The sequence below is a fragment of the Rhodoglobus sp. GW821-FHT12B09 genome (assembly GCF_058809925.1).
Map to the genome: position 1 here is coordinate 136483 of NZ_JBXATB010000001.1, position 23241 is coordinate 159723.

At 70.1% G+C, this 23241-nt stretch carries 25 protein-coding genes; 20 read left to right on the forward strand and 5 right to left on the reverse strand.

Annotated features, from left to right (window positions below; translation table 11 throughout):
* Positions 1–217 precede the first annotated feature (217 nt).
* The 7 genes from rplS to dprA all read left to right on the forward strand — a co-directional run bounded on the left by rplS (position 218) and on the right by dprA (position 5801).
* Positions 218–568: a 50S ribosomal protein L19 gene (rplS, locus tag AC1RTC_RS00680; RefSeq protein WP_493153527.1), complete on the forward strand. Its 351-nt coding sequence runs from the start codon at positions 218–220 to the stop codon at positions 566–568.
* A 78-nt stretch (positions 569–646) separates the two neighbouring features.
* A complete protein-coding gene (gene lepB, locus AC1RTC_RS00685; protein ID WP_493153528.1) occupies positions 647–1405 on the forward strand; it encodes a signal peptidase I in 759 nt (252 codons plus the stop codon).
* A complete protein-coding gene (gene rnhB / locus AC1RTC_RS00690) occupies positions 1402–2058 on the forward strand; it encodes a ribonuclease HII (RefSeq protein WP_493153529.1) in 657 nt (218 codons plus the stop codon). Before lepB ends, rnhB begins: the two co-directional genes overlap by 4 nt.
* A gap of 12 nt (positions 2059–2070) precedes the next feature.
* Positions 2071–2394, forward strand: coding sequence for a DUF2469 family protein (locus AC1RTC_RS00695; protein WP_493153530.1), 324 nt, complete (start codon positions 2071–2073; stop codon positions 2392–2394).
* Positions 2395–2725: 331 nt separating this feature from the next.
* Positions 2726–3082, forward strand: coding sequence for a YraN family protein (locus AC1RTC_RS00700; protein ID WP_493153531.1), 357 nt, complete (start codon positions 2726–2728; stop codon positions 3080–3082).
* Positions 3082–4617, forward strand: a complete 1536-nt coding sequence (locus AC1RTC_RS00705) for a YifB family Mg chelatase-like AAA ATPase (protein ID WP_493153532.1) — start codon at positions 3082–3084, stop codon at positions 4615–4617. The genes AC1RTC_RS00700 and AC1RTC_RS00705 overlap by 1 nt, the downstream gene beginning before the upstream one ends.
* Positions 4614–5801 (forward strand): DNA-processing protein DprA, encoded by a 1188-nt coding sequence (dprA, locus tag AC1RTC_RS00710; protein WP_493153533.1) that lies wholly within the window; start codon positions 4614–4616, stop codon positions 5799–5801. Before AC1RTC_RS00705 ends, dprA begins: the two co-directional genes overlap by 4 nt.
* A gap of 25 nt (positions 5802–5826) precedes the next feature.
* Here dprA and AC1RTC_RS00715 read toward each other — a convergent pair whose 3' ends face one another.
* Positions 5827–6159: a hypothetical protein gene (locus AC1RTC_RS00715; protein WP_493153534.1), complete on the reverse strand. Its 333-nt coding sequence runs from the start codon at positions 6157–6159 to the stop codon at positions 5827–5829.
* Complete coding sequence (locus AC1RTC_RS00720) at positions 6149–7213, reverse strand: hypothetical protein (RefSeq protein WP_493153535.1); 1065 nt, start codon at positions 7211–7213, stop codon at positions 6149–6151. Before AC1RTC_RS00720 ends, AC1RTC_RS00715 begins: the two co-directional genes overlap by 11 nt.
* A gap of 116 nt (positions 7214–7329) precedes the next feature.
* On the opposite strand from AC1RTC_RS00720, the gene AC1RTC_RS00725 reads away from it, so the two are divergent.
* Together AC1RTC_RS00725 and AC1RTC_RS00730 are read left to right on the forward strand one after the other, a co-directional pair.
* Positions 7330–8259: a phosphodiesterase gene (locus AC1RTC_RS00725; RefSeq protein ID WP_493153536.1), complete on the forward strand. Its 930-nt coding sequence runs from the start codon at positions 7330–7332 to the stop codon at positions 8257–8259.
* A gap of 53 nt (positions 8260–8312) precedes the next feature.
* Positions 8313–9221, forward strand: coding sequence for a tyrosine-type recombinase/integrase (locus AC1RTC_RS00730; RefSeq protein ID WP_493153537.1), 909 nt, complete (start codon positions 8313–8315; stop codon positions 9219–9221).
* Positions 9222–9357: 136 nt separating this feature from the next.
* Here AC1RTC_RS00730 and AC1RTC_RS00735 read toward each other — a convergent pair whose 3' ends face one another.
* Positions 9358–10002, reverse strand: coding sequence for a M23 family metallopeptidase (locus AC1RTC_RS00735; RefSeq protein ID WP_493153538.1), 645 nt, complete (start codon positions 10000–10002; stop codon positions 9358–9360).
* A 182-nt stretch (positions 10003–10184) separates the two neighbouring features.
* Here AC1RTC_RS00735 and rpsB point away from each other — a divergent pair, with 182 nt between their 5' ends.
* From rpsB to AC1RTC_RS00790, 11 genes are all read left to right on the forward strand, one after another.
* Positions 10185–11231 (forward strand): 30S ribosomal protein S2, encoded by a 1047-nt coding sequence (gene rpsB / locus AC1RTC_RS00740; RefSeq protein ID WP_493153539.1) that lies wholly within the window; start codon positions 10185–10187, stop codon positions 11229–11231.
* Between the two features lie 30 nt (positions 11232–11261).
* A complete protein-coding gene (tsf, locus tag AC1RTC_RS00745) occupies positions 11262–12089 on the forward strand; it encodes a translation elongation factor Ts (RefSeq protein ID WP_493153540.1) in 828 nt (275 codons plus the stop codon).
* A gap of 675 nt (positions 12090–12764) precedes the next feature.
* Positions 12765–13475 carry a UMP kinase gene (gene pyrH, locus AC1RTC_RS00750; RefSeq protein ID WP_493153541.1) on the forward strand — a complete coding sequence of 237 codons (711 nt, stop codon included), beginning with the start codon at positions 12765–12767 and terminating at the stop codon, positions 13473–13475.
* The gene (locus tag AC1RTC_RS00755; protein WP_493153542.1) at positions 13472–14323 is read left to right on the forward strand and encodes an EamA family transporter; all 852 of its coding nucleotides are present in this window, start codon (positions 13472–13474) and stop codon (positions 14321–14323) included. The genes pyrH and AC1RTC_RS00755 overlap by 4 nt, the downstream gene beginning before the upstream one ends.
* A gap of 9 nt (positions 14324–14332) precedes the next feature.
* Complete coding sequence (frr, locus tag AC1RTC_RS00760) at positions 14333–14884, forward strand: ribosome recycling factor (protein WP_493153543.1); 552 nt, start codon at positions 14333–14335, stop codon at positions 14882–14884.
* Positions 14884–15759 carry a phosphatidate cytidylyltransferase gene (locus AC1RTC_RS00765; RefSeq protein ID WP_493153544.1) on the forward strand — a complete coding sequence of 292 codons (876 nt, stop codon included), beginning with the start codon at positions 14884–14886 and terminating at the stop codon, positions 15757–15759. Before frr ends, AC1RTC_RS00765 begins: the two co-directional genes overlap by 1 nt.
* 14 nt (positions 15760–15773) lie before the next feature.
* On the forward strand, positions 15774–16325 hold the full coding sequence (locus AC1RTC_RS00770) for a DivIVA domain-containing protein (RefSeq protein WP_493153545.1): 552 nt from the start codon (positions 15774–15776) through the stop codon (positions 16323–16325).
* Positions 16326–16371: 46 nt separating this feature from the next.
* Entirely contained in the window at positions 16372–16995 is a 624-nt protein-coding gene (locus AC1RTC_RS00775) for an aggregation-promoting factor C-terminal-like domain-containing protein (RefSeq protein ID WP_493153546.1), read from the forward strand.
* A gap of 20 nt (positions 16996–17015) precedes the next feature.
* The gene (locus AC1RTC_RS00780; RefSeq protein WP_493153547.1) at positions 17016–18791 is read left to right on the forward strand and encodes a cation:proton antiporter; all 1776 of its coding nucleotides are present in this window, start codon (positions 17016–17018) and stop codon (positions 18789–18791) included.
* 21 nt (positions 18792–18812) lie between these two features.
* Positions 18813–19106, forward strand: coding sequence for an Rv1322 family protein (locus AC1RTC_RS00785; RefSeq protein ID WP_493153548.1), 294 nt, complete (start codon positions 18813–18815; stop codon positions 19104–19106).
* Positions 19106–19816 carry an alpha/beta hydrolase gene (locus tag AC1RTC_RS00790; RefSeq protein ID WP_493153549.1) on the forward strand — a complete coding sequence of 237 codons (711 nt, stop codon included), beginning with the start codon at positions 19106–19108 and terminating at the stop codon, positions 19814–19816. Before AC1RTC_RS00785 ends, AC1RTC_RS00790 begins: the two co-directional genes overlap by 1 nt.
* On the opposite strand, the gene AC1RTC_RS00795 is transcribed toward AC1RTC_RS00790, so the two are convergent.
* Together AC1RTC_RS00795 and AC1RTC_RS00800 are read right to left on the reverse strand one after the other, a co-directional pair.
* Positions 19813–20874, reverse strand: coding sequence for an AI-2E family transporter (locus AC1RTC_RS00795; protein WP_493153550.1), 1062 nt, complete (start codon positions 20872–20874; stop codon positions 19813–19815). The two genes, AC1RTC_RS00790 and AC1RTC_RS00795, sit on opposite strands and share 4 nt — an antisense overlap.
* Before the next feature lie 49 nt (positions 20875–20923).
* A complete protein-coding gene (locus tag AC1RTC_RS00800; protein WP_493153551.1) occupies positions 20924–22975 on the reverse strand; it encodes a hypothetical protein in 2052 nt (683 codons plus the stop codon).
* Between the last annotated feature and the right edge of the window lie 266 nt (positions 22976–23241).

Genomic DNA, 23241 nt, shown 5'->3' on the forward strand with positions numbered 1-23241 from the left:
TGCTCAACTTTCAATGGTGGGCGCACCCAGAAGATAGCTCGGCGCACCTCTGAGCCTGCTGAGTGGCAACCCGTGGTGGTTCTGTGCGAGAATTGCCGTTCGTGCCTGCTTGACGGCTCTGCCACAGGGGAACCGGTTCAGTACTCGGGCGCGACACTCCATTCTTTCATCATTGAATACGCGTTCGACCTGTGGCGGGCGCAGAGAGCGAAAACTCATGCACATCCTCGACAGCGTCGATGCAGCATCCCTCAAGGACAACATCCCCGACTTCCGCGCCGGCGACAACGTCAAGGTGCACGTGAACATCGTCGAAGGCACGCGCTCGCGTATCCAGGTGTTCCAGGGCGTCGTCATCGGCCGCTCCGGCGAGGGCGTCCGCGAGACCTTCACGGTGCGCAAGGTGAGCTTCCAGGTCGGCGTCGAGCGCACGTTCCCCGTGCACTCCCCGATCATCGACCACATCGAGCTCGTCACCCGCGGTGACGTGCGCCGCGCGAAGCTCTACTACCTGCGCAACCTGCGCGGTAAGAAGGCCAAGATCAAGGAGAAGCGCGACTTCTCCTAGTTCGGTTTCGCGGCCTCCGCGTTTCGACTTTCCTGAGCTCCCAGCCCGCTTATGCTTGCTGGGAGCTCAGGGGTTTAAGTGACATATCGCACGGAGTACGACGCGGACGCAGGCAACAAGCCCGTCCGTGCACCGAAGTCGAAGCAGAAGCGCGGCTGGAAGATCTTCCTCCGCGATATCGTGCTGATCTTCCTCGCGGCACTGCTGATCTCGTTCCTCATCAAGACGTTCCTGATCAGGTCGTTCTACATTCCCTCGTCGTCGATGGAGGAGACGCTCCACATCGACGACCGCATCATCGTGAACCAGCTCGAGCCGAAGCTCATGCCGATCGAGCACGGCGATGTCGTCGTCTTCCGCGACCCCGGGGGCTGGCTCACGCCGCAGGTCGACCAGCCCGTGAACTGGTTCGTCGGAGCCGTGGATGCCGTGCTCGCGTTCGTCGGGCTCAGCGCGCCCGACAGCAACGACCACCTCATCAAGCGGGTCATCGGCCTGCCCGGTGACACAGTTGTGTGCTGCAACGACTTCGGCCAGCTCACCGTCAACGGCGTCCCGCTCGAGGAGCCGTACATCAACCTCCCACCGGACATCACGAAGGCCACCCGTGACGACTTCGAGGTCACGGTGCCCGCGGGCAAGCTCTGGGTGATGGGCGACAACCGCTACAACTCGGCGGATTCCGCGTACCACCGGGACGACCCCACCGGCGGCTTCGTCCCGATCGACAACGTGGTGGGCCGCGCGCTCCTGATCAGCTGGCCCATCGACCGCTGGACGTGGCTCGACAACTACCCTGTGACGTTCCACGACGTGGACGCCGCCGAGAGCAAATGACCGTCGCGGATCCGACCCTGCGCCTTGAGCGGTCCATGCACCGCGAGGGCATCCAGTTCGTGATCGGGTGCGACGAGGTCGGCCGTGGTGCAATCGCCGGCCCGGTGGCCGTCGGGCTCTCCGTCGTCGGCGTCGGCATCGGGAGGCATCCCGCAGGCCTGCGCGACTCGAAGATGCTCAGCGAGAAGCGCCGCGAGGAGCTGGCGCCGCTCGCGCGGAAGTGGTCGCACTTCTCCGCCGTGGGCCTCGCATCGGCGCTCGAGGTGGACGCCATCGGGATCATTGCCTCGCTCGCCCTCGCGGGACGGCGCGCTCTCACCGAGCTGCACGAGGCGGGGCTCGCGATCCACGACAGCGTCATCCTGCTGGACGGCTCCCACGACTGGCTCACCCCCGGCCTCGCGAAGCCCCCGCGCGTGCGCACCCGCGTCAAGGCGGACCGCGACTGCGCGTCGGTGGCCGCGGCATCCGTCATCGCCAAGGTCCACCGCGACCGGTTGATGATCGACGCGGATGCCGCGTTCCCCGGGTACGGCTGGAGTGGCAACAAGGGCTACGGCTCGACCGAGCACTACGCCGCGATCGACAGCCTGGGGCCGTCGGAGCTGCACAGGCAGACCTGGCTTCATGAACGTCCGGTGCTTCAGGCTTAGACTGGCCTGAGCATGGATGAAGACGAGTTCGAAGACTACGACCGGGAGGTCGAGCTTGCGCTGTACCGGGAGTACCGGGACGTCGTGAGCCAGTTCCGCTACGTGGTCGAGACTGAGCGCCGGTTCTACCTGGCGAACGAGGTCGACCTGGTCCGCCAGGACACGGAGCACGACTTCTACTTCGAGCTGACGATGAACGATGTCTGGGTGTGGGATGTCTACCGCTCCGACCGCTTCGTCAAGTCGGTGCGCGTGCTGACGTTCAAGGACGTCAATGTGGAGGAGCTGTCAGCCAAAGAGCTGGAGCTGCCCAAGGAGCTCGCGCTCGACGAGTAGCGGGAGTTCTCGAGGCGGTCGATCTCGCGGTGGGAGAGCCTCGCGGGTGCCTCGCCCGGCACCCTGCGTCGTTCACAGTTTGTAGGACATTCCGAGGCCGACTTCCGAACCCGCGTCGTCACGGCCCTCGGCCTGTCCGCCGATCGGGCGGATCTCTCTGCCTCCTCACAGAGGAACGGCTCGGCGTGCGCCCGCACGAGACGACATCGCGGTCGATCGCCGCCATCCGGGGCATCATCGCGGCTCCTCCCCACTGACAGACCGCCGGCTCTCCACCACGGATGGGGTCCGGGTGCGCGCCGCGACCGCGCCACCGCCCGACGCTTGACCCATGGCAGCAAAAGACGCTCTCGGGCGCAGGGGCGAGGCGATCGCGGCGCGGCACCTCGTGCGCTCGGGCCACACGATCGTCGAGCGCAACTGGCGCTGTGTCCACGGCGAGATCGACATCGTCGCCCGTGACGGCGACGAGCTGGTGTTCGTGGAGGTCAAGACGCGGTCGAGCGTCGACTACGGGCATCCGCTCGAGGCGATCACACCGCGCAAGCTCGCCCGGCTGAAGCGGCTGGCGGGGGCGTGGTGCCTCGCCCACCCGGAGGAGCACGGGCGCATCCGGATCGATGCCGTCGCGGTCATCGCCCCACGCGTCGGCGAGATCGCGGTCGAGCACCTCGAGCGGGTGCTCTGATGGGCATCGGGCGCACGTGGTCGGTTTCCTTGCTGGGCCTGCGCGGGGCTGTGGTCGAGATCGAGGCCGATCTCTCGAACGGTCTGCCCGCGTTCGTGCTGATCGGCCTGCCCGATGCAGCTCTGGGCGAGGCGAAGGACCGCGTCCGTTCCGCGGCCACCAACTCCGGCTGCGGCCTTCCCGCGCGCAAGATCACGGTCAACCTGTCGCCGGCCGCCCTGCCCAAGCAGGGCTCGGGATTCGACCTCGCTATCGCCCTCGCGGCGCTCGCCGCCGCCGGGACGGTCGACACGGACTCGATCGGGCGCGTCCTCCACCTCGGTGAGCTCGGGCTCGACGGGCGGCTGCGACCGATCGACGGCATCCTGCCGGCCGTTCTAGCCGCCTCGCGCGCGGGCTTCGAGACCGTCATGGTCCCGGTCGGGAACGCGGACGAGGCTGCCCTGGTGCCGGGCGTGCGGATCATCTCCGTCGCCTCACTCCGCGACGCGGTGATCTGGCACGGCGGCCAGTTCGAACCGGAGGCTGTCGAGCCGATCCTCCGGACGGCGCCTTCGCCTGACGACGACCACGAGCCCGACCTCGCCGACATCGTCGGCAGCGACGACGCGGTCGAGGCCATGCTCGTCGCTGCTGCGGGCGGTCACCACGTGTTCCTGCTCGGGCCGCCCGGCGCGGGCAAGACGATGCTCGCCGCCCGACTGCCGGGCCTGCTCCCCGACCTCGACGCGGACGCCGCTCTTGAGGTCAGCTCGTTGAGATCCTTGGCCGGGATGCCCGTGGGCGCATCCCTCTCCTCGCGGCCGCCGTTCGAGGCGCCGCACCACACGGCAACCGCCGCCTCACTCGTCGGCGGCGGCAGCGGCCAGATCCGGCCGGGGGCCGCCGCGCGCGCCTCTCACGGGGTGCTGTTCCTCGACGAGGCGCCGGAGTTCCCCAGCTCAGTGCTCGACGCACTCCGCCAGCCCCTCGAGTCGGGCGTGATCACCATCCATCGGGCGAACGCCGTTGCGCACTTCCCGGGCCGGTTCCAACTCGTCATGGCCGCGAACCCGTGCCCGTGCGGCCAGTATGGCGCGCGCGACTCGGAGTGCACCTGTCCGCCCCACTCGCGGCGGCGCTACATCGGCCGCCTCTCCGGTCCGCTGCTCGACCGCATCGACATCCAGTTCAGGGTGCAGCGGATCACGGCCGCCCAATTGCGGATGTCCGGTGAGTCGGCGCGGATGACGAGTGCCGATGCCCGGGCACGGGTGGCGGCCGCACGGTCCGCTGCGGGGGAGAGATTGGCGGGCACTCCCTGGGCGGTCAACTCGCAGGTTCCCGGGACATGGCTGCGCGGCCCCGGTGTGCGCCTCGGCGCCTCGGTGACGGCATCCCTCGACCGCGCTCTCGAACGTGGCGGCATCACGATGCGCGGCTACGACAGAGTGCTGCGGGTCGCCTGGACCATTGCCGATCTGGCGGGGGCGGCGCGACCGGACGCGGACCACGTAGGGCAGGCGCTGTACCTGAGGAGGGCTATCTCATCATGACCATGTTCGGCTTCACGGAGGCGGAGGTGGCGCAGCTCGTGCGCGCCGTGTCGCCGGGCGGGCTCGGCCGCGAGCAGATCGAGACCCGGTTCGCCCACGCGGTCTGGTCGGGGCTGGTCGAGCCGGGCGATGGGGTTGCGGGCCTGCTCGTGGCGCAGCTGGGCGCTGCCCGAGCGCTCGCTGCGGTGATGGAACGGCGACCAGCGAGCGAACTTGAGGGGCCGGAGCTGAAGGCGGCCGACGTGCAACTGGGGCTGGATCGCTGGATGCCGCGGCTCCAGCCGCCCATGATGCTGCAGTGGTTCCGGCAGGCGGCGAGGTACGGAGTGCGACTCCGGGTTCCGGGGGACCCCGCGTGGCCGGCCGGGTTCGCGGGGCTGCACCGGCACGCGCCGCTCGCGCTGTGGACGCGCGGCCGCGAGGAGGCGTTTGCGGCCCTCTCGCGGTCCATCGCACTCGTGGGCGCTCGTGCCGCGACGGGCTACGGCGAGCACGTGACGATGGAGGCGTCCGCGGCGCTGGCTGACCGCGGTTTCGCCATAGTCTCGGGTGCCGCCTACGGCATCGACGGCATGGCCCACCGGGCTGCTCTCGCTAGCCATGGAAACACGATCGCCTTCCTGGCGGGCGGCGTTGACCGCTTTTACCCGAGCGGGCACGACGCACTCCTCACCCGGATCGTGGAGCACGGCCTCGTCGCCTCGGAGCTTCCCTGCGGCTCGGCGCCGACCAGGTGGAGGTTCCTGCAACGAAACCGCCTGATCGCGGCGTCGAGCCTCGCCACCGTGGTCGTCGAGGCCGGCTGGCGCTCCGGCGCGCTCAACACGGCGCATCACGCGGCGGATGCGGGCATACCGGTGGGAGCGGTGCCCGGTCCGGTCACGAGCGCCGCCTCTGCGGGCTGCCACCGGCTGGTGCGGGAGGGGGATGCCGTTCTCGTGACGACGGCCGCCGAGATGGCGGAGCTGGCGGGGGAGCCCGAGGCAGAGGAGACGCGCTCCACTCCGCGCCGCAGCACCCGGCTGCTCGACGCGATGAGCACGCGCGCTCCGAGGACCCCGGACGACCTTGCCGCTCGGTCCGGCCTCTCGGTAGCGGAGACGAAGTCCGAGCTCGGGCGCCTCGCGCTCGACGGCCTCGTGCGGGAAGTGGACCGGGGCTGGACGAAACGGGGTGCTCGATGAGTCACCCCGTTCCGCCCGGGTCCGCTCAGTGCGGCCGGTCCCCTTCGGCCTCGACCCGTTCACGGATGAACAGAGGTCCGCCCGTGAAGGCGTTCAGGAACAGCAGGACGATCAGGGTCGCCACTCCGGCCCCGAGCAGACCGGCACCCCAGCCGCCGACGAAGACGGCGACGGTCGGGTACACCCCGTTGGCATCGGGTGCCGACTCGGTGACGTAGACATTCTGGAGTGCGGTGAGGACGGTACCGACCGCGAGCAACACGAGGTCAACGATCCACAGGGCGATGTAGGAGCGCCGCGAGTGCGGTCCCGCCGTCAGGGGAGCGACGTCGTCATCCGGAATCGCGCTACTGGCCACAGGCGAACCCGACGACAGGGCTGAACGCGGTCAGGCTGCCCGAGGTGCCCTCGAGGGAGGTGATCGTGCGACCGCCCGCCTTCACGATCTTCCACTTCTGGATCTGGTACGTGGTGCGGGTTCCGACCGCCCAGGCCTTGTAGGAGGCCCCGGCGGGAAGAGGCGGAGACGTGCACGACACGGTGCCGGACGCCGACTGGGTGGCGCTGATCTTGATGCCGGCGCTGACGGCCGCCCTGCTCAGCCCGAAGGAGAGGTCGACGGTCGTGTCCACGCTGTAGGAGTTCGAGATGGAGCACTTCGTTCCGGCTCCGCCGCTGGTCACCTTGCAGATGCCGAGCTGGCGGGCCTTGTTGGTGAAGTTCGAGGTCTTGGAGACGTTGACGTACTTGTACTCGTAGCGCGTCTGGGTCACCGCGGGGTCGGCGACGATCGGGTAGCTCGCGCCCTCCGCCGCGTCTACGTGCTGCGTGAGTGTCGCGCCGTCGATCGTGTACGACGTGGGCACCGCGGTGCCGGAGGCATCCACGGCCCAGGGCGCGGCGATCGATGCCAGCTCGTCACCGTCGGCGCTGAGGACGCGCGCGCCGCCGTCGGGCTGCTGCTCGAGAGCGACGCCGCCGGACGCGTCGAGGACGTACGAGAAGGTGTGCGGGGCATCCGGCCCGTCGATCACGGAGAGGATCTGAACCGACCCGTCGTCCTTCGCGATGGGGAGGATGACGGTGCCGTCGTTGAGGTCGTGCACCACCGCCCCGTTCTCGGCAGCCGCCTCGGAGTTGCCCGTCGACGACTGCGGAAGGGAGATCGAGAGCGCCGGGCCCTCCTCGGTCGCGAGAGTGACCGGCTCGCCGGAGTCGATCGGGAGGGTCACGGTCGAGCCTCCCGCGTCGGCCACGACAGCGTCGGCCTGCTCGACCCCCGCGGCAGCGTCGTCGATGATCCCGCTCACGACGGGCGAGTCGAGGACACCGCCGGGGTCGTCTGTCGGCGCGCTGAGCACAGCGCCCGAGGCAACGAGAGCGAGTGCCGTAATGCCGGCCAGCACGTTCATTGTTGTTCCTTTCGCGGGCGACCATCGCCCTCACTGGAGTATGACCATACAAGTATGGTTCTGAGGGATTCGGATCTATCCACATGCCGTTCACCGCGGGCGAATAGTCTTGGTCCGTGATCCAACTCGGCCAGTACCCCGCCGCCTCCCACGTCATCGCCCACATCAGCGACACGCACCTGCTCGCAGGCGGGCGCCCCCTGTACGGCAAGGTCAACACGATCGAGCACCTCGGGCAGGCGCTGGCCCAGCTGGAGCGGTCGACCGCCAAGCCCCAGGCCATCGTGTTCACCGGCGATCTCGCAGACCTCGGCGAGCCTGACGCGTATGTGCGCCTCCGCGAGATCGTCGAGCCGGCCGCAGCGCGGATGAACGCCCAGGTCATCTGGGTGATGGGCAACCACGACGAGCGCCCCGACTACTCGCGCCTCCTGTTCGACGAGGAGTCGGACGCGCCGCAGGACCGCGTCTACGACATCGACGGCCTGCGCATCATCTCGTTCGACAGCACAGTTCCGGGCTACCACCACGGGGAGATCACGGACGACCAGCTCGACTGGCTCGCCGATGTGCTCTTGAGCCCGGCTCCTCACGGCACGATCCTGGCCCTCCACCACCCGCCGATCCCGACCCCGCTGCTGGAGGCGATGGGGATCCTCGAGCTGAACGACCAGCCCCGGCTGGCGGCGGTGCTCCGCGGAACCGATGTGCGCGGCATCCTCGCGGGCCACCTGCACTACTCCACGCACAGCACCTTCGCCGGCATCCCCGTCTCGGTCGCCTCGGCCACCTGCTACACGCTCGACCTGACCGCGGAGGACCGCCTGCTCTCGGGTGTGGACTTCGGCCAGTCCGTCAACGTGGTGCACGTCTACGAGGAGCAGCTGGTCCACTCGATCATCCCGGTCGGGGACGTCCCGGAGGTCACCGGCCAGCCCGCCGCGGCGTGGGCGCAGATCGAGGCCATGACCCCCGAGCGGCGCATCGAGGTGCTGTCGGCGAAGAACTCGTCGTTCAACGCGGCCGAGGTCGAGAGCTCGAACTGAGAAACGCCACCGCCCTGCGTCCCGGAGGGCAGTGGGTGGACGACGATTGTCCCGTGGACCTCCAGCGCACCGTCGACGACTTCGCGTCGTACCTCGCCGCTGATCGCGGGTTCAGCGAGCACACCGTGCGCTCCTACCGCTCGGACCTCGCCCAGCTCGTCGAGTTCGCGGCCGCCCGAGGTGCTTCCGACCCCGACGACCTCGATCTCGAACTGCTGCGCGACTGGCTCTGGCGGTCGTCCCAGGACGGCCTCGCGAAGTCGACCCTCGCGCGCCGGGCGGCGTCCGCCCGCAGCTTCAGTGCGTGGTTGGCGCGGACGAAGGCAACTCCGAGGGATGCCGCGGCTCGCCTGAAGGCGCCCAAATCCGACCACCACCTGCCCCGTGTGCTCTCCCGTGACTCGATGGAGGTGATTCTCGCCAAGGTTGCCGCGCGCGCGGACACCGGCGACCCCGTCGCGCTCCGCGACCTCGCGATCGTCGAGCTCCTCTACGCCTCGGCGCTGCGCGTGAGCGAGCTGACCGGGCTCGCGATCGGCGATGTCGACCTGGGCCGCCTCACGGTGCGGGTCCTCGGGAAGGGCGCCAAGGAGCGGGTAGTGCCGTTCGGCGTCCCGGCGCGCGAGGCTGTCGTCGCCTGGCTGGACCGGGGCCGGCCGGCGCTCGCGAAGGAGGGGGCCTCGGCATCCCCGCTCTTCGTCGGCGCTCGGGGCAGCCGGCTGACCAGCCGCGCGGTGTACGAGCTGGTGTCCGGCCTGCTCGCCGGCGTGCCGGGCTCGGGCCCGGCGGGGCCGCACACGTTCCGGCACACCGCGGCGACCCACCTCCTCGACGGGGGAGCAGACCTCCGCGCCGTCCAGGAGATGCTCGGCCACGCGTCGCTCGGCACCACTCAGCTGTACACCCACGTCTCCGCGGAGCGCCTCAAAGAGAGCTACCGTCTGGCCCACCCTCGCGCGTGAGCTGCGTGAGCTGCGCGGTCGGGTGCGTGAGCCGCGCGAGCTGCGCGAGCTGCCTGAGCTGACGCGTGCTGCGCGATCCGCGCAGTCCGGCGCCGGCCACGATAGCTGGTTTGTCGAATAACATGCTGTTACGCGCTTAACCGCGTGGCACCGCCCTTCGCAGGTGGAGGGGCGAGCGCTCGCCCACGGGTCTTCGAGGGTAGAGATGATCCGTGGCCCTCGACCGTGGGCGGGCGCTTGCACGCGCGGGCAGGAGCACGGCAGGCTCAAGACCGCCGATCCAGTTCAGCGGCGATACGTAGTTCCCGTGCACGCGCACGCCGAAGTGCAGGCACGCATCGGCGCAGTGACCCGCAACGACCACCCCCAGCACCTGCCCGCGCACCACGCGGTCGCCCGCCGCGAGCACTGACTCGACAGGCTCGTAGCTCGTGAGCACGCCGCCGGGATGCGCGATCGACAGCACGGGACGGTCCACCACCCTGCCGGAGTAGTGCACAACCCCGTCGGCGGGGGCGCGGACCGTGCCGCCGGGTGCGGCGAGGTCGACGCCGCGGTGGCCGGCGGAGTACGGAGTCTCCGGTGCGATGTACGGGCGCACGATGGCGTGGGGCGGGTCGACAGGCCACCCCCACGGCGGCGCGAGGGCGACGAGCAGTGCGAGGGCGAGGGCGTGGGGCATCCCGCCATGATTGTCGACAGGGCACAGGGCGACGGGATGCCGCGGCGAACCGGTGGGGAACTCCGCAGCTACGCCGTGGAGGGGGAGCAGTGCTATCATTTCCGAAGCACTCGGAGTAATCCGGGTGACTACGCGTGCCCTCTGCCGATCTAGGCGACGCACACAACCACCAGTCTCTCGAAAGAGTGCGGATGTGTGCCCGGGCACCAGGTTCGAGACCGACCGGCCTCGATATCAACTGAGTAGGCATGGCTGAGCCATGCCAGTTAAGGAGCACGGCCATGGCCGTCGTCACCATCCGCCAGCTGCTCGACAGCGGCGTTCACTTCGGACACCAGACCCGTCGGTGGAACCCGAAGATGAAGCGATTCATCCTGACCGAGCGCTCGGGCAGCCACATCATCGACCTGCAGCAGTCGCTCAAGCACATCGACGCGACCTACGACTACGTCAAGGAGACGGTTGCCCACGGCGGCACCATCCTCTTCGTCGGCACCAAGAAGCAGGCCCAGGGCTCGATCGCGGAGCAGGCGCAGCGCGTCGGCCAGCCGTACGTCAACCAGCGCTGGCTCGGCGGCCTCCTCACCAACTTCCAGACGGTCTCCAAGCGACTCGCGCGCATGAAGGAGCTCGAGGAGGTCGACTTCGACGACACCGCGAAGAGCGGCTACACGAAGAAGGAGCTCCTCATCCAGAAGCGCGAGCTGATCAAGCTCCAGAAGAGCCTGGGCGGTATCCGCAACCTCACGAAGACCCCGTCGGCCGTGTGGATCGTCGACACCAAGAAGGAGCACCTCGCGATCGACGAGGCGCACAAGCTGGGCATCCCGGTCATCGCGATCCTCGACACCAACTGCGACCCGGACGACGTCCAGTACCCGATCCCCGGGAACGACGACGCCATCCGCTCCGTCGGCCTGCTGACCCGCATCATCGCGGACGCTGCGGCCGAGGGCCTCATCCAGCGCCACCAGAAGCCCGAGGACGGCGCCGAGGTCGAGCCGCTGGCCGCGTGGGAGGCGGAGCTGCTCGCGGCCTCCGAGACCCCGCAGACCGAGGCCGAGAAGATCGAGGCCGTTGACGGCGCCGTGAGCGGTACTCCGGATGCCGCGGCTGTCGCCGAGGTCATCGCCGCCGAGGTCCCCGTCGAGGAGAACGACGCAGACGCCGTCGTCGCCGAGCACGAGGCCGCCGCCGACGAGACCATCGTCCCCGAGCACCACGTCGAGTCCGACGAGGCCGCCGAGGCGAAGCTCGAAGCCGAGGCCACCGACGCCGAGAAGAAGCCCGCAGCCAAGGCTGCCCCCAAGAAGCCCGCCGCGAAGTAACTCTCGCGCAACCAGTTAGGAACACTCAAAATGGCAGACGTCAGTCTCGCTGACATCAAGGCCCTGCGCGAGCGCCTCGGCACCGGCATGGTCGACACCAAGAACGCACTGGTCGAGGCAGAGGGCGACTTCGAGAAGGCCGTCGAGATCCTTCGCCTCAAGGGCGCGAAGGGCAACGCGAAGCGTGCCGACCGCTCCACGAGCGAGGGCCTCATCGCCGCCGTCGAGAGCGCTACCGCCACCACGATGATCGAGCTCGCCTGCGAGACCGACTTCGTCGCCAAGAGCGACAAGTTCGTCGCGCTCGGCAACACGGTGCTCGCCGCGCTCGCCGACTCGGGCGCTGAGACCCTGGATGCAGCCCTCGCGGTCGCCGTCGACGGCAAGACCGTCGCCGCGCTGATCGACGACGAGGCCGCGATCCTCGGCGAGAAGGTCGAGCTCCGCCGTATCGTCCGCATCGCTGGTGACAAGTTCTCCATCTACCTGCACCGCACCAACAAGGACCTGCCTCCGCAGGTCGGCGTTGTTCTCGCGTACGAGGGTGATGACGTCGAGACCGCTCGCAGCATCGCGCAGCACATCTCGTTCGCCGACCCGCAGTACCTCTCGAAGGAGGACGTCCCGGCATCCGAGGTCGAGAACGAGCGCCGCATCGTCGAGGAGATCAGCCGTGGCGAGGGCAAGCCCGAGGCCGCCCTCCCGAAGATCGTCGAGGGCCGCGTCGGCGCCTTCTTCAAGCAGGTCGCCCTGCTCGAGCAGGACTACGCCCGCGACAACAAGCTCACCATCAGCAAGGTCGTCGCCGACGCCAAGCTGAACGTGACCGGCTTCGCCCGCTTCAAGGTCGGCGCCTAAGCAGCACAGTACGAAGGGCCCGGGATGCCGCATCCCGGGCCCTTTTGCATGCCCGGACGCCGGTCACGGCCGCGCGTTCGGTGCTTGTGGTCTGGTGGTCTGGTGGTCTCGGGGTCTCGGGGTCTCGGGGCTGGTGGTCTCGGGGTCTCGGGGTCTCGGGGTCTCGTGGGGAGGACGGCGCGCCGCAGCACAGCTCGTAAGACCGCCGCGGACGGCGTGCCGTCCTCCGGAACGGAACGGGCGAGACGGGCGGGGCGGGGCGGGGCGGCGGGACGGGGCGGCGGGACGGGGCGGAACGGGGCGGCGGGACGGGACGGCGCGGGACGGGGCGGCGGGACGGGACGGCACGGGACGGGGCGGCGGGACGGGACGGGACGGGCGGGGCGGCGGAACGGGACGGGACGGGCGGGACGGGACGGCACGGGACGGGGCGGCGGGACGGGACGGCACGGGACGGGGCGGCGGGACGGCACGGAACGGGGCGGGGCGGGACGGGACGGACGGGACGGGACGGACGGGACGGGACGGACGGGACGCGACCGGGCGGAAAGGGCGCATGCGGCGGGACGGGACGCGACCGGGCGGCGGCACGCGACGGTACTGCCCCCCGCGCGTTCGGCGCCCGACCCGCGGCCCGGTAGCCTGTAACGAGTACGCGCGCGAGAGGGAGCACCCATGACGGAACGCAAGAGACGGGTTCTCCTGAAGCTTTCGGGGGAGGCGTTCGGCGGGGGATCCCTGGGCGTGAACCCCGACGTCGTCTCGAGCCTCGCGAAGGAGATCGCCGCGGCCTCCGCGGAGGTCGAGATCGCGATCGTGGTCGGCGGCGGCAACTTCTTCCGCGGCGCCGAGCTCAGCCAGCGCGGCATGGACCGCGGCCGCGCCGACTACATGGGCATGTTGGGCACCGTCATGAACGCGCTCGCCCTGCAGGACTTCCTCGAGCAGGCGGGGGCGGCGACGCGGGTGCAGTCCGCGATCTCGATGACGCAGGTCGCCGAGCCGTACATCCCGCGCCGCGCGGAGCGCCACCTCGAGAAGGGGCGCGTCGTCATCTTCGGCGCCGGCGCCGGCCTGCCGTACTTCTCCACCGACACCGTGGCGGCGCAGCGGGCGCTCGAGATCGACGCGCAGGTAGTCCTCGTGGCGAAGAACGGCGTCGACGGCGTCTACGACTCCGACCCGCGCCACAACCCCGACGCGAAGCGGATCGACGAGATCACCTACCAGGAGGCGCTCGTGCAGGGCCTCAAGGTCGTCGACTCGACGGCCTTCAGCCTGTGCATGGACAACGGGATGCCCATGGTGGTGTTCGGCATGGAGCCCGCCGGCAATCTCACCAAGGCGATCCGCGGCGACCGTATCGGCACCCTCGTCAGCAAGTGACGCCGGCGGTCCTCGCCCTCATCGCGGTGGGGGCGGTCACCCACGCCTCGTGGAACCTCTGGATCAAGCGCACCGGCGCGGGCGGCCCCACGTTCGTGTGGCTGCAGGCGGTCGTCGCATCCGTGTTCGTGCTGCCGTTCGCCCTCGTCCTCCACAACGAGGTGGACTGGAACCTCGTGCTCCTCGCGGGCTCGGTGAGCGCCGTGCTGCACATCGCGTACTTCCTGCTGCTGCAGCGCGGGTACCGGGCCGGCGACGTCTCCGTGGTCTACCCTCTCGCCCGCGGCAGCGGGCCGCTCATCACGGTGGTTGTCGCGATCCTGTTCCTGGGGGAGCGGCCGGGCCTGCACGCCGTCATCGGCGCCGCGATCGTCATCGCGGGCGTCATGGTGATCGGCTTCGCGGGCGGTCTGCACGGGATGCGCGCGGCCGGGCCCGGCGTGGCCTACGGCCTGCTCACGGGCTGCATGATCGCGGCGTACACGCTCTGGGACGCGCACGCGGTCACGGCCCTCGCCGTGGCCCCGGTGGTACTGAGCCTGGGGAGCACTGTCGGGCAGGCGGTGCTGCTGGCTCCCCTCGCGCTCGCGCGGCCCCAGCGGCTCCGGGAGGTCGCGGGCAGGCACTGGCGCGACGCCCTGGTCGTCGGCATCCTCTCGCCCGTCTCCTATATCGCGATCCTGTTCGCGATGCAGCTGGCGCCGGTGTCGATCGTCGCGCCGGGCCGCGAGGTGAGCGTTGTGCTCGTGGGGCTGGCGGGGTGGCTGCTGTTCCGCGAGCCGCATCCGGTGCAGCGGCTGGTGGGCGCGGGGGTCGTGCTTGCCGGTGTGGCCCTGCTTGCCCTCTAAACTCAGTACATGATCAGCGACGTATTGGCCGAAGCCAAAGAGAAGATGGGCAAGGCCGTCGAGGCCGCCAAGGACGACTTCGGGACGGTGCGCACCGGCCGCGCGAACCCCGCGCTCTTCCAGAAGGTGCTCGTCGACTATTACGGGACGCCGACGCCCCTCGCCCAGCTGGCCTCGATGGTCAACCAGGAGGCGCGCACCCTGCTCATCACCCCGTTCGACAAGAGCGCCCTCAAGGACATCGAGAAGGCCATCGTCGGCGCGGCGAACCTGGGGGCGAGCGTCGGAAACGACGGCAACGTCATCCGCGCGACCCTGCCCGAGCTCAACGAGGAGCGCCGCCGCGAGTTCGTGAAGATCGTGCGCGACAAGGCGGAGCAGGCGCGGGTCTCGCTCAGGAACATCCGCCGGAAGGCGAAGGACGACCTCGACGGGCTCAAGGAGGTCGGGGAGGACGAGATCGCCCGCGCCGAGAAGGACCTCGACGCCGCGACCAAGCAGCACGTCGACGCGATCGACGACGCGCTCAAGAAAAAGGAAGCCGAGCTGCTCGAGGTCTGATGGCATCAGACTTCGAGACCCAGGCGCGCGCGGCGAACGACAAGATCAACGCGCGCACCGGGCGACCCCTCCTGCGCGCCATCGGCGTCGGCCTGCTCCTGGGCGGCTCGCTGCTCGTCAGCCTGCTCATCATCAAAGAGCTCTACATGGTGTTCGCGGGCGCCCTCGTGGCGTTCGTCGCCTACGAGCTCGCGACGGCACTGCGGTCGGCGGGCCGCGATATCCCGCGCGTTCCGACCGTGGTCGCCGCCGTCGCCGTCGTGCCGGCGACGTTCTACTGGCTGGACGACGGCCACTGGTGGGTGACCCTCGGCGGCATCGCCGTGATCAGCCTCTGGCGGCTCGTGGAGCTCGTGCGGCCGAGCGCCCGCGCCTCGGCGAAGAACGTCCTGCTCGATCTCGGTGCGGGCGCGCTCATCATGATCTACGTGGCCTTCATGGCCGGATTCACCGTGCTCCTCACCGCGCAGGACGGCGGCCAGTGGTGGACGCTCGCCTTCCTCATCGTCGTCGTGGCGGTGGACACGGGCGCCTATGCGAGCGGACTCGCGTTCGGCAAGCACCTCATGGCGCCGACCATCAGCCCCAAGAAGACGTGGGAGGGGTTCGCCGGCTCCGTCGCCGCGGCCCTCATCGCCGGAATCCTGCTGGCGATCTTCATGCTGCAGCAGCCGTGGTGGGTGGGGGTCATCCTCGCCCTCGCGATGGTGCTGACCGCGACATCCGGAGACCTCGCTGAGTCGCTCATCAAGCGCGACTTGGGCATCAAGGACATCTCGAGCTTCCTGCCCGGCCACGGCGGATTCCTCGACCGCCTCGACTCGGCGCTGCTCTCCGGCGCCGTCGCCTATGCGCTGTTTCTCATCTTCGCGTAGGGCACAATAGGGGCGTGAGCACAACTTTCCCCCGGAGCCGCAAGTCCAAGCAGGGCTACGACGTCGACCAGGTCGAGGACTTCCTCGAGGAGGCGCGCCGCGCGTACACGGCCGATGCCGGCCAGCTGTCCGTGCTCAACGCCGAGAGCATCCGCACGATGGCCTTCCGCATGCAGAAGGGCGGCTACTCGACGAACCACGTCGATGCCGCGCTCGAGCGCCTGGAGGACGCCTTCGCCGCGCGCGAGCGGGAGCGCGCGTTCGCCGAGGTGGGCGACGCCGCCTGGTACGCGAAGGCCCGCAGCTCAGCGCAGTCCATCCTCGACCGCCTCGCCCGCGAGCCCGGCCACCGGTTCTCGCGGGTCGGCCTGCTCACCACCGGCTACAGCCCGAAGGATGTCGACGCCTTCGCCGACCGACTCGTCGGCTACTTCCAGCACGGCAAGCCGATGAGCGTCGACCAGGTGCGCACCGTGGTGTTCCGCAGCGTGAAGCGCGGCTACAACGAGACGCAGGTCGACCTCCTTCTCGACGCCGTGATCGACGTCATGCTCGCGGTGCGCTGACCCGCCTCTCAGGCTTTTCCGGTCCCGTCGGCTAAAATCGACCGACGTGGGGACAAGCGCGCGGGTAATCGAGCTCCGCGCCCAGCTCAAGAGCGCGGGCGGGGACGTTTCGGGGCGCCATGTCCGCGCTCCGTGGTCGCTCCCGCTGTTCGCCACCTTCGTGACCTTCGCCTTCCTCGCGGTGAGCATCGCGCCGCCCATGGCGACCTCGACGGCGTACGCGTACGCCCCCGGCCAGATTCGCGAGGGGCAGACGCTCGCGGTCGACGGCACCTACAGCAACGCGCCCGGGCGCGACAGCTTCACGATCTCGGAGCCGGTGGTCGAGGCGCCCGCCAGTGCGGCGCCCGCGGCGGGAGTGCCCGATCCGGGCAGCGCGCAGGCGATCGCCTACTCGATGCTGAAGTCGATGGGCCTGGGCGACGACGAGTACAACTGCCTGGTGGCCCTGTGGGACCGGGAGTCGCACTGGAACATCTACGCGTTCAACGAGTCGAGCGGCGCCTACGGCATCCCGCAGGCCCTCCCCGGCGAGAAGATGGCCGCGGTCGGCTCCGACTGGGCAACGAACCCCGCGACCCAGATAACGTGGGGCCTGAGCTACATCAGCGGCCGCTACGACACCCCCTGCGGCGCCTGGGCCCACTCGGAGGACCAGGGCTGGTACTAGTCCGCCCATAAACTGGCGGAATGGGTGAGAGCGCCGACATCATCAGGCTCCTGCTGCTCGGGGTCGTGGCACTGGTCACCATCGTCGCGGCGGGGGCCTTCAGCAAGAAGCTCGGCGTCGCTGCCCCGCTCATCCTCATCGTCGTGGGCTTCGGCTTCAGCTTCATCCCCGGTGCCCCGGTCGAGGTGCCGCACGAGATCATCCTGATCGGGCTCCTGCCGCCCATCCTCTACTCGGCCGCGCTCAACGTGCCGGTGGTGGACTTCCGGCGCAACATCGCGAGCATCTCCGCCCTGAGTGTGGCGCTCGTGATCGTGACCGCCGTCGTCACCGGCTTCATCCTCTACCTGCTGTTCCCGAGGCTCAGCCTGGCTGCGGGCATCGCGATCGGCGCCGTCATCAGCCCGACGGACGCGGTGGCCGCGACGGCCCTCGGCAAGAAGCTGGGGCTGCCGCCGCGCCTCGTGACGATCCTCGAGGGCGAGAGCCTGGTGAACGACGCGACCGCGCTGGTGCTGCTGCGCTCCGCGGTGGCGGCGACGGCGGGCACCGTCGCGTTCTGGGACATCGCCGGCGACTTCGCGTTCGCGGTCATCGTCGCCATCGCGATCGGCCTCGTCGTCGGGTTCGTGACCGTATGGGTGCGGTCGAAGCTCAAGGACTCGATGCTCGACACCGCGATCTCGTTCGCCGTGCCGTTCCTCGCGTTCCTGCCCACCGAGTTCGTGCACGCCAGCGGAGTGCTCGCGGTGGTGGTCGCCGGCCTCTACTCCGGCCACAACGGCGCTAAACGGTTCTCCGCACAGGCGCGCATCTCCGAGCGGCTGAACTGGCGCACCGTCCAGTTCGTCCTGGAGAACGGCGTCTTCCTCCTCATGGGGGTGCAGATCAGCGCTCTCATCGACGAGACCCACAAGTTCGACCTGAGCGCCGACACCGCGATCTACATCGGGCTCGGGATGACCCTGCTCGTGCTCGTCATCCGCTTCGCCTTCCTCGTGCCGCTGGTGTTCCTGCTGCGGCGGCAGGACGCGCTCAACGAGCGGCAGACCCGCCGGTGGGGCGTCGTGGTGTCGCGGATGCGCAGCCGCATCGACGCGGTGCCCGAGCTCGCCGGCAACGAGCGCGTGCAGCGGCGCAAAGCCCGCATCGAGAAGTCGCACGCGCGCCGCAAGGCGGACGTTGCCCAGCTCACGTCCGAGGGGCTGGGCTGGCGCGGCGGCGTGGTGCTCGGCTGGTCCGGGATGCGCGGGGTCGTGACCCTCGCCGCTGCACAGTCCCTGCCCGAGGGAACGCCGTACCGCGCCCAGCTCGTCCTCATCGCCTTCACGGTGGCGGTCACGACCCTGCTGGTGCAGGGGGGAACGCTCCCGTGGCTCATCAGGCTCACGGGCATCCAGGGCACCGACAAGACCGCCGACCGGCGCGAGCTGGCGTCGCTCCTCGACGAGATCGGGGAGGCGGGGCTCGCGGTGCTCGACAACCCCGACTTCGAGCTGCCCGGCGGCGAGAAGATCGACGAGGAGGTGATCGAGCGGGTGCGCAACGACACCCTGCTCGCCGCCGAGTCGGCCTGGGAGCGCGCCGACCACGGGGCGGGGGAGGCGGGACTGACCCGCTCGCCGCAGCGGCAGTACCGCGCCCTGCGCCGCGAAGTCCTGCAGGCGGAGCGCGAGGCGCTGCTCGAGGCGAAGTCCGAGGGGACCTACCCCTCCCGCATCCTGAACCGGGCCCAGGCGCTCATCGACCTCGAGGAGACTCGGCTCGAGCAGATGGACAACCCCGGCGGCGGCTAGCGCGTCTCGTAAGCTGGACGTATGCCTCGTTCCAACCGACCGCGCCGCAGCCGCGGCGAGGAGCCGGAGCTCGACCTCTCCCGCGCGCTGCTCGGGGCGAAGACGACAGTCTCGAAGCGGGACGGGCTGTGGAACGTGCAGCCGCTGTCGGCGGGCAACGCCGTCAAGGTTTACATCTGCCCAGGGTGCGGGCTCGAGATCGAGCCCGGAATCGCCCACACCGTGACGTGGCGAGCCGACGGCATCATGGGCGAGGCCGACGACCTTGCGGGCCGCAGGCACTGGCACCTGCACTGCTGGAAGATCAGGCCCTGATGCCCGACGAGATCAAGAGCGCGACCGAGCTTCCCGCGATCCGCGAGGAGATCGAGCTGCACACCGGTGACGGCCTCACCCTCGTCGGCGAACTGGCGCTGCCGGAGTCGGGGGACCCGGTCGCCACCCTCGTGGCGCTGCACCCGCTGCCGACGCACGGCGGCTTCATGGACTCCCACATCCTGCGCAAGGCATCGGCGCGACTGCCGGCCCTCGCCGACGTTGCGGTGCTGCGGTTCAACTTCCGCGGGGTCAGCTCTCCGCGCGGCACATCGCAGGGAGAGTTCGGCGACGGCGTGGACGAGCGCTTCGACCTGCAGGCGGCCATGGACTTCGTCCGCGAGCGGGAGCTGCCGCATCCCTGGCTGCTGGGCTGGTCGTTCGGCACGGAGGTCGCCCTCAAGTGGGGCCTCGCCCAGCCGGTGGAGGGCGCGATCCTGCTCTCGCCGCCGCTGCGCCGCACCACCGACGCCGAGCTCGCCGCCTGGGCCGGCAGCGGCAAGCGGCTCGTGGCCGTCGTGCCGGAGCTCGACGACTTCCTGCGCCCGCCCGAGGCCGCAGCCCGGTTCGCGGTGGTGCCCGAGACGGAGTTCGTCGCGGTGGAGGGCGGCCGCCACCTGTGGGTGGGGGAGGCGCAGACCTACCGCGTGCTCAGCGAGATCGTGGCGCGGGTGAATCCCGCAGCACTGCCCCTGCCGACCGCCTACTAGAGGTCGTTCTGCCTCGGCACGACGACCTGGTTGATGATGAGCAGGATCGCCGCCGCCACGGGGATGGCGATGAGCGCGCCGAGGATGCCCAGCAGGGTGCCGCCCGCCAGAGCCGCGATCACCACGACGGCGCCGGGCACCTTGACCGCCTGGGCCATGATGCGCGGGTTGAGGAAGTACGCCTCCACCTGCATGTACACGAGGTAGTAGATGGCCACGACGATGACGCTCGGCGGGCCGTTGAAGATGAGCACGAGGAGGGTGATCACGGCCGCGCCGGAGACGGTGCCGACGAGGGGGATGAGCGAGCCGAGGAACGCGATGAACGCGAGCAGCGCGGAGTAGCTGATCGGCAGGCCGAAGAGCGGCAGGATCAGGGTGAGCACGATGAACGACAGCACGCCGTTCACGAGCGCGAGCGAGCCCTGGCCGATCACGTAGCGGCCCACGGCGGCCGCGACCTGCTCGGCGAGGTCGATGAACTTGGGCCGCTTGGACGCCGGCACGAGCTGGTACAGGCCGCGCTTGAGGTTGGAGAGCGAGGCCACGAAGTAGATGGTGAGGATCAGGACGACCACGGCGCCGGTGACGCCCGTCGCGATGCCGATGCCGACCGTGAGCACGCCGCCGCCGATGCTCGTGAAGTCGAGCGTCGTGAACCACTCGTTGATTCCCTTGACGATGTCCTTGACGTTGACCCACGGCAGGGCGTTTTGGATGTTCTCCGCGATCGTGCCGTCCTGGAAGCCGTTGATCAGGCCGGGCACGGCCTTGACCGCCTTGTTCACCTGCTCGGTGATCACGGGGATGATCGCGAACACCAGGCCGACGAACACGCCGAGCACGGCGACGAGCACCGTGACGATCGCGAGCGGCCGCGGGAACTTGTGCTTCTCGAGCCACGTGACGAGCGGGTCGAGGCCGAGCGCGAGGAACAGCGCGGCGCCGATGTAGGTGAGGATCGTCGCGAGGTTGCCCACGGTCGCGCCGATGGCGACGGCGACGAGCACTCCGAGGCCGCCGAAGAGGCCGAGGCGGAACGGGTTCTGGATCTTCACGGCGGCACCTCAGTCGTCGGGGCTGTCGGAGACAGCGAAGGAGAACGAGCTACGACTCGGAGGCGACCTTCTCGGCCTCGGACAGGACGCCCCGAAGGTTCTCGAAGTATCCGGCCACCGTGTCGCGCTCCATCCTAATCTTGGCGAGACGCTCCTCGGCGTCAGAAACGAGCTGCGTGCTGCGGCGCTCCGCGTCGTCCGTGAGCGCTGTGGCCCGGGCCTCGGCCGCGTCCACCAGCTCCTTGGCGTGGGCTGCCGCCGCCTCGCGCACGGCGCGCGCCTCGTTCTTGGCGGTCGTGTCGAGGTTGGCGGCCTCCTGGCGCTTCGCGGCGGCCTGGCGCACGGCTTCGGCGAGCTGCGCCTGCGCCTCCTCCAGGTACTGCTGGGTCTGCGCGGTGGCCTCCTGGTGCTTGGCGAGGGCCTCCTTCTCCGCCTCGTCGCGGCGGGCGGAGAGCTCCGCCTCGAGGGCGGCGCGGGCATCCGTCGCCTCGCGCTCGAGGGTGGAGCGGGTCTCGTCGCGCTCGTGGGCGAGGGCGGCGCGGGTGGTCTCGGTCTCGCTCGCGAGCTGTGCGCGCTGGCGGGCGATGTCGCGTGCGAGGTCGGCAGTCTGCTTCTCGACGTCGTTCGCGAGGCGCGCGGTAGTCTCGGCGACCTCCGCCTCGAGGGCGGCGCGGCGCTCGGTGATCTCCGCGTTGAGTGCTGCCTGCTTCTCGGCGATCTCCGCGTTGAGGGATGCCCGCGCCGACGCGCTCTCGGAGGTCAGCTGGTTGCGCGCTGCCAGGGTGCGCGCCTCGAGGTCGGCCCGGCCGGTGCTGAGCTCGTGCTCGAGCTCTGCGCGCGCGGAGGCCAGCTCCTGCTCCAGTGCCGCTCGCGTCGACTCGACCTCGGACTGCAGCGCGGCCTTCGTGCTCGCGACCTCGGCCTCGAGCGCTGCCGTGCGGCTGGTGATCTCGGCCTCGAGCTCGGCCTTGCGGCCGGTGATCTCGGCCTCGAGTGCGGTGCGGGCGCCGGCCGTCTCCGCGGCGAGTGCAGCGCGGGCGCCGGAGGTCTCGGCCTCGAGCGCGGCGCGCGCACCCTCGGTCTCCGCCTGGAGGGCGTCGCGCGCCCCGGTGGTCTGGGCCTCGAGTGCCGCTCGCGCCGCCTCCGTGTCGGCGGCGAGTGCGTCGGCCGCCGCCTTGGCGTCGGCCTGCTGCTTCGCGCGCGCGGCCTGCGTCTCGACGCGGAGCTTCTCCTGCGCGGCAGCGGTGTCGTTGGCCAGCTTCTCCTGCGCCGCCGCGGTGTCGTTCGCGAGGGCCTCGCGGGCCGTGCGGATCTCCGCCTCGAGCTCGGCGCGGCCGGTCTCGAGCTCGCGCGCCAGGTCGGTGCGCCCCTGCTCGAGATCGCGGGCCAGGTCGGCGCGCAGCCTCGCGTTCTCGTTCTCGTAGTCGGCGCGGCCCTTCTCGGCGTCGCGCGCGAGCTCGGCGGCGGCCTCCCGCGCCTCCGTGGCCTCGCGGGTGGCGGTCGCGCGCAGCTCGGCGACCTCGCGCTCGGCCTCGGCCCGCAGGGCTGCTGCCTCGCGCTTGGCGGTGGTGCGCGCGTCGGCGGCCTCGGTGGCGGCGGCGCCGCGGAGGGCTGCGGCCTCGCGGGTCGCGTCCGCCGTGAGGGCCTCCGCGTCGGAGCGGGTGCGCGAGAGCAGCGTGTCGGCCTGCTCGCGGGCGTCGGCCAGGAGCTTCGTCGCGGCGGCGGTGGCGTCATCCGTGATGCGCTTCGACTGCGCCTCGGTCTCGGCGCGCAGCTTCGCCATCTCGGCCGCGGTCGACGTGCGGAGGTTCTCGGCGTCGATGTCGGCCTGGCTGATGAGCCGTGTCGACTGCTCCTCGGCCACGCGCAGGGTGTTCTCGAGCTTGGTGCCGAGGCCGGCGTAGGTGGGGCTTCCCGACTCGTCGAGCTCGGCCTGCAGGTCCTCGTTCACGGCGAGGAGGCGCTTGACCTCCTTCGCCGACTCCGCGCGGTCGGCGTTGGCCTTGATGAGCTCCCGGCGCAGCTCCTGGATCGCGGAATCGACCTCTTCTTTGCGGTAGCCGCGCATCTCGGTGCTGAAGGTCGTGTCGTCTGCGGCCATGGCTTCTCCTAGCAACGAAGGGGGGATCAGGCGAGTTTATCCCCCTCGGGGGACGGGCAAAACGGCGACCGCTCCCACCTCACTCCCAGCAACTTCCCAGACCATGGGTTAGGCCGGTCCAAGGGCGTCCGCTATTCTTGAACGTCTTTGTTGTTGCCATCCGCGCTTGTGCGTGAGCCCTTCCTCTCGTCCCTAGTGCGAGCGCCCGCCTGAATGCGGCGGAGGGGTGTTGAGGACTATGGGTCCTACCGGCAACACGAAAGGAG